The sequence below is a fragment of the Telmatospirillum siberiense genome (assembly GCF_002845745.1).
GTDB lineage: Bacteria > Pseudomonadota > Alphaproteobacteria > Rhodospirillales > Magnetospirillaceae > Telmatospirillum > Telmatospirillum siberiense.
On record NZ_PIUM01000025.1, the window covers coordinates 91,638 to 100,466 of the forward strand.

General features: G+C 59.1%; 10 protein-coding genes and 1 tRNA gene. 6 read left to right on the forward strand and 5 right to left on the reverse strand.

The features are described 5' to 3' along the window. The first annotated feature begins 113 nt into the window (after positions 1 to 113). Together CWS72_RS19235 and CWS72_RS19240 are read left to right on the forward strand one after the other, a co-directional pair. A complete protein-coding gene (locus CWS72_RS19235) occupies positions 114 to 746 on the forward strand; it encodes an HD domain-containing protein (RefSeq protein WP_101252258.1) in 633 nt (210 codons plus the stop codon). Between the two features lie 40 nt (positions 747 to 786). Beyond that, entirely contained in the window at positions 787 to 1,509 is a 723-nt protein-coding gene (locus tag CWS72_RS19240; RefSeq protein WP_101252259.1) for a DJ-1/PfpI family protein, read from the forward strand. Positions 1,510 to 1,817: 308 nt separating this feature from the next. On the opposite strand, the gene CWS72_RS19245 is transcribed toward CWS72_RS19240, so the two are convergent. Then, positions 1,818 to 2,648, reverse strand: a complete 831-nt coding sequence (locus CWS72_RS19245) for a DUF2182 domain-containing protein (protein ID WP_101252260.1) — start codon at positions 2,646 to 2,648, stop codon at positions 1,818 to 1,820. Further along, positions 2,645 to 3,310: a DUF1326 domain-containing protein gene (locus CWS72_RS19250; protein ID WP_101252261.1), complete on the reverse strand. Its 666-nt coding sequence runs from the start codon at positions 3,308 to 3,310 to the stop codon at positions 2,645 to 2,647. The genes CWS72_RS19245 and CWS72_RS19250 overlap by 4 nt, the downstream gene beginning before the upstream one ends. A 393-nt stretch (positions 3,311 to 3,703) precedes the next feature. Here CWS72_RS19250 and CWS72_RS19255 point away from each other — a divergent pair, with 393 nt between their 5' ends. The 3 genes from CWS72_RS19255 (at position 3,704) to CWS72_RS19265 (ending at position 6,177) form a co-directional block, all read left to right on the forward strand. Continuing rightward, on the forward strand, positions 3,704 to 4,345 hold the full coding sequence (locus tag CWS72_RS19255) for an HD domain-containing protein (protein WP_101252275.1): 642 nt from the start codon (positions 3,704 to 3,706) through the stop codon (positions 4,343 to 4,345). Between the two features lie 213 nt (positions 4,346 to 4,558). Then, positions 4,559 to 5,581 (forward strand): 4Fe-4S binding protein, encoded by a 1,023-nt coding sequence (locus CWS72_RS19260; protein WP_101252262.1) that lies wholly within the window; start codon positions 4,559 to 4,561, stop codon positions 5,579 to 5,581. 107 nt (positions 5,582 to 5,688) lie between these two features. Further along, positions 5,689 to 6,177 carry a CcdC family protein gene (locus tag CWS72_RS19265; protein WP_101252263.1) on the forward strand — a complete coding sequence of 163 codons (489 nt, stop codon included), beginning with the start codon at positions 5,689 to 5,691 and terminating at the stop codon, positions 6,175 to 6,177. Positions 6,178 to 6,395: 218 nt separating this feature from the next. Here the strand turns inward: CWS72_RS19265 and CWS72_RS28840 are convergent, their stop codons facing one another. Both CWS72_RS28840 and CWS72_RS19275 read right to left on the reverse strand, forming a co-directional pair. Continuing rightward, positions 6,396 to 6,638 carry a phage integrase central domain-containing protein gene (locus CWS72_RS28840; protein WP_420824077.1) on the reverse strand — a complete coding sequence of 81 codons (243 nt, stop codon included), beginning with the start codon at positions 6,636 to 6,638 and terminating at the stop codon, positions 6,396 to 6,398. A 122-nt stretch (positions 6,639 to 6,760) separates the two neighbouring features. Beyond that, entirely contained in the window at positions 6,761 to 7,393 is a 633-nt protein-coding gene (locus CWS72_RS19275) for an HD domain-containing protein (protein ID WP_101252264.1), read from the reverse strand. 96 nt (positions 7,394 to 7,489) lie between these two features. Between CWS72_RS19275 and CWS72_RS19280 the strand changes: the two genes are divergently transcribed. Next, the gene (locus tag CWS72_RS19280; protein ID WP_101252265.1) at positions 7,490 to 8,488 is read left to right on the forward strand and encodes a GlxA family transcriptional regulator; all 999 of its coding nucleotides are present in this window, start codon (positions 7,490 to 7,492) and stop codon (positions 8,486 to 8,488) included. Positions 8,489 to 8,721: 233 nt separating this feature from the next. Here CWS72_RS19280 and CWS72_RS19285 read toward each other — a convergent pair. Further along, a tRNA-Met gene (locus CWS72_RS19285) sits at positions 8,722 to 8,798 on the reverse strand. Positions 8,799 to 8,829: the final 31 nt, after the last annotated feature.

Here is an 8,829-nt window from a genome sequence, read left to right on the forward strand (position 1 = left end):
GGCCCGCCGCATCCGAACTCGATAGGAGAACGACTTTGTCTGGCTCGCACTGCAAACACTCGGCCCATGGGGCCCCCGATGGAGATAACGGCGCATCGCAACACGAATTCCGATTGCCCGGAGAGCTGGGCGGCGTCCGGATCCCGGACAGTGAGCTGGCGAAGGCGGTCACCACGCTCGTCCGCGAGGTCAGCCCGGCCCCGCTGTTCAATCACGTGGCCCGAAGCTTCCTCTTCGGGAGCAGATTGGGCGCGGTGAAAGGGTTGACGTTCGATTCGGAGTTACTGTTCGTCGCCGCCATGATGCACGACCTCGGTCTCACCGAGCGATACATGGCCGAAGCGCGCTTCGAGATCGATGGTGCCGACGCAGCCGTCCGCATCCTCAGGGAGCGCGCCTACCCCGAAGCTAAGATCGACGTCGTCTGGGAAGCAATCGCACTTCATGCGAGTATGGAGATTGCCGCGCGCCGGTGTCCGGAAGTGGCCCTCGTCCATATTGGAACGTTCATGGATGCCGGCTTCAACGCCGACAAGCTGCCCGCCGCCGTCTTCCAGGAGGTCTTCGAGGCGCTTCCGCGTATGAACTCGTCAGCCCACATGATCGAGGCGATCGGCGCCGTACTCCGCAGGAAGCCGCATACCGCCTACCTCGCCTTTGAGAAGGATATCGCCGAGCGGACCGTCGCGGGGTTTAACCCTCCGAACTTCTGCGATCTCAAGGCGCCACCTCCCTTCAACGGGTAGTTCGCATTCCCGATTCCTGTAACCTGATCTTGGAGCCGTCATGTCCGACACAATTCGCATTGTGATCCCCCTCTACGCGGGGGTAACACAGCTCGACTTCACCGGACCCGTCCAGTTCTTCACGCGCGTGCCGGATTTCGAGGTCATGGCGGCTTCGGTGGGAGGTAGGGCGATCAAGGCCGAAGGGCTAACCTTCGCCGATCTCTACGATCTCCAGAGCATCGACCGGACGGATGTCCTCTGCGTACCGGGCGGCGCTTGCCACTTGGCGATGGAGGATTTGACCTTCATGGCCGAGATACGACGGCTGGGTCTGTCGGCTTCCTATGTGACGTCGGTCTGCACCGGCTCGCTGATCCTAGGCGCGGCCGGCCTGCTGGCCGGCAAACGCGCCGCCTGCCACTGGTCCTGGCGTGAGATGCTATCGCTGTTCGATGCGGTCCCCGACAGCCGCAGGGTCGTTCGCGACGGCAATGTCATTACGGGAGGCGGTGTCACTGCAGGCATCGACTTCGCCCTCAGTCTTATTGCCGAGTTGCGGGGGGACAAGGCCGCCCAGGCGGTTCAACTGAACCTCGAATACGCACCGGAGCCGCCTTTCAATGCGGGCAGGCCCGAAATCGCTCCGACCGAGATATATGCGACGGTGGCGGCCCAACGGGCTCCCTCGATGGCGGCGAACTTGGCGCGCGTTGAAGCCGTGGCCAGGCGTGTCCGAGGTCTGCTCGACGGGAGCAGCAACTCTGGGTACAAGCCCGCGTAAAGCGATGTCATGAAGGCAGGGCGCTCAGCGTGCGGTCGAAGAGCCGCGCCAGCGGGCCTCGCTTCACCTATTGGTGACCCGCGCCTCGAATCCGATCACGGGCTCTCCCCAGCTCTCGAATGGGGACTTCCGCCTTTCGCTTCAAGCTCAACGCCGGGGTACGGCTCGCCCCACCCCGGCGCATCGATGGGTCACATTTCGACCGACGCCCAAGAACCAAAGTGAGTTCGTTCGGCCAGCCTTGACACCGAGTACCAGATCGATACGAACGCGACCGGTCAGGTCCTGGTACCGCGGCCCTCGATCCGTCAGCGCCCGTTGCAGATGCTGGCGAACATCATCGGATCTTTGAGGAGAGGGGCCGTCTCGGGCGAGAAGGCGATCCACAGCCCCATCGCCCCAAGAAAGATTGCGATCGGGGTGGTGAGCTTTCGTCCTTTGGGGAGCATCTTCTCGGCGAACATAAACAGGCTTAGCAGCGCCATCCAGCTCAGACTCATCGCGCCGACAGCGAACATCACGCCCATCAGTGCCCAACAGCAGCCGACGCACACTAATCCGTGCCGGAATCCCATCGCCACCGATCCCAAATCGCTTTCTCGCCAATAACGCGCGAAGAAGGAAAGGGGCGAACGGCACCCCTTCAGACACGCGTGCTTCAGGGGAGATAGCTGGTATAAAGCTGCACCGATAAGCACCGTGCCGGCCAAGTAAGGCCCGGCACGGTTCCAGGCCATTACCTTCAGATCTGCCGCGCGAATTGCTGCGTCCAGAAGATAGGCCGACAGGCCATAAGCGATCCAGGCAACGCCATATCCGGCAATGAAGGATAGCATCCTCCTTTGCCGCTCGATCGTTGGCTTGCCGCGCCCCCGAAGTAGCACGGCAAAGGCGCCTATATAGTTGAGTTCCGACGGAAGCATCATCGCCGTCAGCATGACGATCCAACCGACGAGAAACATCGGTAGATCGTGAAGCGATGTGCCTGGGCCATGGTCCATGTCAGCCATGGGAATCAACACAGCGAACCAGGCCGCAAGGCTGAGCGCCACCACAATGATCGCCCAGCCCGGCGTCGATGAGCCGCGGCCGAGTGCAGTCGCGGCCGATCGCGAAGCGGCGAATACGAATCTTATCATCGGCCGGGTCCGAACCAGTCGAACGGGATATGCTTGCTCGCCTGCCCGGCCGGGATAGTTGCTTGAAAGCCCAATGCCGACCAGTACCCGCCGTTGCCCTTACCCCATGTTACCGGCGCCTCGGTCGGGCCGACCTCGCTTCCGGGCGGATTGAAGCTCTGCAGCAGCTTCGTCGGATCGGAGGTCGGACCACTCATCGGCGCACCGCCTGCCTCGACCCGGTCGTCCACCCGAACGTTCCAGCGTTCAAGATTGTCCTCGATCTCAAGCTCGATCCTGGCAAATTCAATACCGGTAACCCCCTTCACATGGGCCGGCACGAACTGTGACATCCAGCCGCCAACCTGGCCGGTGAAGATCTTAACGAGAGCGTCCCGCTGATCGTCATCGGCGGCGGCATCGAAGAAGAAGCCGCAGTCGATCTTGGTGTCGGCCCAGAGGTTGCCATCGAAGCCGGAGAGCAGGACGACGTTGAGACCCGCCATCGGTGTCTTGCCGTAGTGGCCCTCGGTAATTCTGTAGGCCCACAACACCTCGCAATGGTTCCCGGTCGGCGGCTGAGCAAAGGTGCAAGGACATGGAGAATTACATGTGCATTCGTCGAACCAATCGCCCTTGATATGCCACTCGGGGACTGCCGCCGCACTCACTTGATCGGTCATAAACTCTGCTCCTTTGGATTTAAAAGTGCCCGCAACGGGCACAGACAAGCCGACCGGCTCGTCAAAGCCATCTGTGGCCAGAGTAGGAAGCTCGCGTCTTTGGCATCAATGACACTGAGCCCTCTTATCCTGCCAATATCGTTTCGGCCTGCGTCATCCGTTGCGATGGCAACGAACGCGACCCGATACATTGGGAGATGCGAGCAGCACGACCGCATCCTTGCGGTGGAGGCTTACGGCGTCTCTCCACAGGATCATCGCTTTCGCTTCGGGCGCATCCTGTAAAGTGGCTGGCAGAATACGAGGGGCTAATGTCATTGCCGCCAAACATTCGGCGAGCGAGTCTCTGGAGATAATCAGGCTCGGATGAGCCGGAATTTAGAGGACAGACAGATGAACACCCCGGTCACCATCGGAGGCATTATCGCGCCGGATTCGGAACTCACCCGCAAAGCCGCCGCGCTCGCCGAGCAAGCCCATTCGAAAGCGCTCCTCCATCACGTCCATCGGACATGGTGGTTCGCGGAATTCATCGGTAAGAAGCGGGAAATGAAATACGATCGAGAACTGGTATATCTCGCGTCGCTGCTCCACGATCTGGGGCTTTCGCAGGATCACGCTGGCGACAAGCGCTTCGAAGTCGACGGAGCCGACGCTGCGAGTAAATTTCTGCATGCCCATGACTATCCAAAGGCAAAGACCGACATCGTCTGGGATGCCATTGCTTTTCACTCGGCCGCCGACATCGCCGAGCGCAGGGAACCCGAAGTCGCGCTCGTGCATTTCGGTGCCCATGTCGACGTTATGGGGCTTCGAATGGACGAGATATCGCCCCAACTCATCGATGATACGATCGCACTCTACCCGCGTCTCGGCTTCAAGAGGGCGTTTACGGAGGCGCTCGCCGAGGTCGCCAGGAAGAAGCCGTACACCGCCATAGGCACAGGTCTGGCGGACATCGGGCGCCGCTTGGTGCCAGGTCTCGAAATCCCCAACGTGTGCGATCTCCTCCTTGGAGCCCCCTTCGAAAGCTAAGACCTACCGCCCATCGCTGGTCGGTAGTCTCACGCGAAATGCCGCAAATCGCGGGGTCCGGGCTCCCCATTCCGATCGATGGAGACCATCGCCCCGGCTTTCCGAAGAAGAGGCCGCCGCCCGGATGGCTTGCCTGCCATTTCCAGCCGGGCGTTGGTTTCTTAAGGACAGACATACTATGGATCGTCGGCACGGCATCCGTCAGCGATCGTCATGAAGGAAATCAGCCCCGTGTCCGCAACACCAAACAGAACACAAAAAATTAGAACAGCAATCCAATATTTTTTCATATTGATTAATATTTATATCGGTACGCAATTTTACTTTTGGGTTCGTTTTTTCGAAACGAGAGGAGTGGGCACACCGCCCGTCCGTCCGGCCGGTGTCGACGGCTGGTTGCCGATCGCTGGACTTTTGAATCTGAAATATTTTCTGACGACCGGCCGTGTTCCGTCGGTTCATCCGGCCGCGATGTTTCTTCTCGTCGCCTTTCTGACGATCAGTCTTCTTTTGAAGAAATCCTTCTGTTCCTGGCTTTGTCCCATTGGAACCTTGTCGGAACATCTTTGGCGGCTCGGCCAGCGAGTCTTCGGAAAGTCGTTTCGCCTGCCAGTCTGGCCCGATCGCATCTTGAAGGGGAGCAAATATCTATTGCTGGGCTTTACTCTCTCCTTAGCCGGGAGCATGTCGGCCAGCGGAATCGATATTTTCATGCATCAGCCTTTCGGCATTCTGGCCGATGTGAAAATGTTGAATTTCTTTCGGCACATCGGTGAAAAAACGCTGGAAGGGCTGGCTCTCCTGGCGTTTTTGTCGGTGGTGATCCCGAATTTCTGGTGCACCTATCTCTGCCCTTATGGCGCCCTGATGGGGATCGTGTCTCTGGCCAGCCCCATGAAAATTCGCCGCAATGCCAATGTCTGCACAGGTTGCGGCAGATGCACTCGAGCCTGTCCGGCCAGATTGCCTGTGGATCGTTCGTCAAAAATCATTTCGGCGGAATGCACGGCCTGCCTACGTTGCCTGAGCACCTGTCCGCACCCAGGCGCCTTGAATTTCTCCTTACGGATCGTGCGAGCTCCCAGCCGTTCAGGCAACGCGGTCTGGATCTTCGCCAGCCTTCTGCTGCTCTTGGCAATTCCTATTTTTGCCGGGGTTAGCCATCACTGGCAAGGCGACGTTCCGGATGCCGTCTATCGGGATCTGGTGCCCATGGCCGATCAGGTGGGGCACTAGCAAGACCGCCGTAACGGGATCAGGCCATGGATCCGGTCCACGATCAAGAGAGAGCAGAGACAGCCGAGAACTTGGCTGTGCGACACAAAAACGGATGAGAATTCCCGATGCAAGCACCTGATGGAATGTCGATGGTCGGCTCTGTGATTGGCGTGACCGTTCTTGTGGCATGGCGCATTCGAGAAAGCCGCAGCACGGTATCAATCAAAAACATCATCATGCCTCCTTTGGGTATGGCGACGGGATTCTCAATGTTCCTTCTTCCTTCCTTTCGCATTTCTTGGACATTTGCCGTAGCTGCATTTGTCATTGGCGGAGGCATACTGGCTTACCCCATGATGTCAACGTCACGGCTGGTGAAAGTAGGAAAAGAAATAAAAATAAAACGATCAAATTATTTTATTTTTATGATGATAATTCTCGTTATAATACGGATTATTACTAGACATTATTTCATCACCATTCTCTCACCAGAACAAACGATCGCGTTGTTTTTTACGCTTGCATTCGGGATGATATTACGGTGGAGAGTTCACATGTTCCTTGAATACCGCGCCATCACAACAAAAATCTCTGTTCTGAATGCCGACAGCTGATCCCGCCGCGCCGGAGCGGCGTATAGCCGGCATCCACCCCGCGCAGATGGCGCCGTGCGCGACACCCCCAACTGTCGAGCGATCTCCCGAACACCCTTCCCCTGTTTCTGCAAAATTCGGATCTCCATCACCGTCTCCGCAAACAGCATCGCTCCCCCTGTGCAAATCAGAGAATACTACGACGGATGGATCGGGATTTGAGCCCTGCGGCCTCCAGGTTATGGACCCGGTTTGCTCGGAGTGACGGTCGGTTTGGTCAAGGCGCCCTGAAGGGCGAAGGTGAGGTCGTTCGGCGCCTGGGCCGTGCCGACAGCATAGCAGAACACGCTACCGATCGTGGAACGCAGGCGGCGGGTAGACTCATAGCGCCCACGAACCTCCACCTCTCTCAACACGCGAAGCACGGCACGCGCATCCAACGTCCGATAACGCGACCCGTTGGAACGTGGGAAAGGTGGCAATATGATGCGTCACCGGTCTTGATCGATGATCGAAGAAGCATGACGGATCGATCCTCCGCGCTTCTCGCGGGACCGGATGACAGAGATCAGTGATGCGCCGCCCATCCGATTTGCGCAGAAACTCAGTCCTGCCAGTGGGAACCGCGGATGACGCTACAAAAATTGCCGCGATGAAAGTGCTGCTCCTTGTCGGCAAGGACATCGGCCTTGACGTTGCCGAAGGTCGTTTCCGGCTTGTGCTTTATGCCATCGTAGAAGGCCTGGATGATGTCCTCCTTGAAATGCTGCGTCCGGGGATAGGCCTGCACCACCGCCTCGCGCTCGGCATCAGAATAGTCGTGATAGGTCAGGCCGAGCACGTCCATCTCGACGCCCGCCGTCACCAGCGCGACCACCGGATGCATATGTTGCGGGATTCCGGGCGTCGTGTGCAACGCGATCGCTGTCCATACCGTGTCGACGTCGGCCTGGGCGATGCCGTGACGCTTCAGGAAATCCCGCGCCGCATTGGCACCGTCCACCTCGAAGCGTTCGTCGGCGCTGCTATGAGCCTTAGTCAAGCCCATGTCGTGGAACATCGCCCCCGTGTAAAGCAACTCCGAATCGAAGGTCAGGCCGCGATGCCCGCCGGCCAATGCGCCGAACAGATAGACCCGGCTCGAATGGTTGAACAACAACTCGGATTCCGTGTCGCGGACGAGTTCGGTAACTTCGCGGGCAAGCCTGCTGTCGGGAATTTTGATGGCGTTGGTCATGTTTCGTCTCCTTGATTGCGGCTTCTCCAAAGCTAGGCAATCGTCGCTTCGTCCTCTATAGTCGTGTTACGATGAAAATGGACATTTGACCCGACAATGAGACACGCCTCCGGGAAACGCGCAACCACCCCCAGGACCATCGCCATCCTTGCCTTGCCCGGCGTGCAGATGCTCGACGTCGCGGGCCCGCTCGATGTCTTTGCCGAAGCCAACGTCCAATCGGGTCAAAAGGCCTATGTCCCCCGCGTCGTCGCGACGGCCGAAGGCCCGATCGTCAGTTCCTCCGGCCTGCGCCTCCTGTCCGACGAGATTATCGGGTTCGATAGGCCTGCCGTCTTCGACACCCTTTTGATCGCGGGAGCGCCCCATCTCGGCGACGTGCCCGCAGACCCGCGCATCATCGACTGGCTTCGTACGAACGCGCCGAAAAGCCGCCGGTTCGGCTCGGTGTGCAGCGGCGCCATGCTGCTGGCCGCCACCGGCCTCGTTGATGGGCGGCGCATCACCACCCATTGGGCGGTCGCCGAGCACCTCGCCCAAGCTTTTCCCGAGGTTCGCATCGAGGTCGATGCGCTCCACGCCCGCGATGGACCGGTGCGAACGGCCGCGGGTGTTACCGCCGGCCTCGACCTGGCCCTCGCGCTGGTCGAAGAGGATCTTGGCCACGACATCGCCAAAAAAGTTGCATCGCAACTCGTGATGTTCTTCAAGCGACCGGGCGGCCAGCTTCAGTTCAGTCGACGTGGCGAGGCCAATCCCGTCGGCCGTTCGGCGCTTCAAGAAATCCAGCGCTGGGTGATCGCCAATCCGGGCATCGATACCAGCTTGGCAGCGCTTGCCGCGCGCGCCGGCCTCAGCCCCCGCCATTTGGCGCGGTTGTTCCGCCAGGAAATCGGTATGACACCCACCGCCTGGGTGGAAAACGTCCGCATCGACACCGCGCGGCGGATGCTTGAAGCCGGCGAGCGCCCTAAACAGACCGCCGCCGCTTGCGGCTTCGGCGATATCGACACATTCCGCCGAGCCTTTCAACGCCGGACCGGCGTCACGCCCGCCGAATATCGTCGCCGTTACGAACGGGTAAGCTCGGATTGACGAATAGCGAGCGTTTCGGCAGCCTGCCGAAGGATTCGATGCTGCGCCGCGATGACGGTTCATCGTCAATATTTTTCTATCCTGAAAATCGGTCTCATCGCGACAAGCCATCTACGCCGTGACGCGCCAGACTTTTCTCCCTGATGATTCCGATATGATTCCGGACCGGGTATTGCAGACGCAAAAAAGCCCGCCAATTGGCGGGCTAATTCGTTGATATTTCTATAGAATTTTGGTTGCGGGGGCAGGATTTGAACCTGCGGCCTTCAGGTTATGAGCCTGACGAGCTACCGGGCTGCTCCACCCCGCGGAAGTTGGGTGGTTGTTTAGATTTGTTATCG

What these genes read in the sequence shown, in the direction of transcription:
- CWS72_RS19255 (WP_101252275.1), top strand. Translation starts at nt 3,704, where the DNA reads ATGAACACCCCGGTCACCATCGGAGGCATTATCGCGCCGGATTCGGAA.
- CWS72_RS19260 (WP_101252262.1), top strand. Translation starts at nt 4,559, where the DNA reads ATGAAGGAAATCAGCCCCGTGTCCGCAACACCAAACAGAACACAAAAA.
- CWS72_RS19280 (WP_101252265.1), top strand. Translation starts at nt 7,490, where the DNA reads ATGAGACACGCCTCCGGGAAACGCGCAACCACCCCCAGGACCATCGCC.
- CWS72_RS19265 (WP_101252263.1), top strand. Translation starts at nt 5,689, where the DNA reads ATGCAAGCACCTGATGGAATGTCGATGGTCGGCTCTGTGATTGGCGTG.
- CWS72_RS19245 (WP_101252260.1), bottom strand. Translation starts at nt 2,648, where the DNA reads ATGATAAGATTCGTATTCGCCGCTTCGCGATCGGCCGCGACTGCACTC.
- CWS72_RS19250 (WP_101252261.1), bottom strand. Translation starts at nt 3,310, where the DNA reads ATGACCGATCAAGTGAGTGCGGCGGCAGTCCCCGAGTGGCATATCAAG.
- CWS72_RS19275 (WP_101252264.1), bottom strand. Translation starts at nt 7,393, where the DNA reads ATGACCAACGCCATCAAAATTCCCGACAGCAGGCTTGCCCGCGAAGTT.
- CWS72_RS19240 (WP_101252259.1), top strand. Translation starts at nt 787, where the DNA reads ATGTCCGACACAATTCGCATTGTGATCCCCCTCTACGCGGGGGTAACA.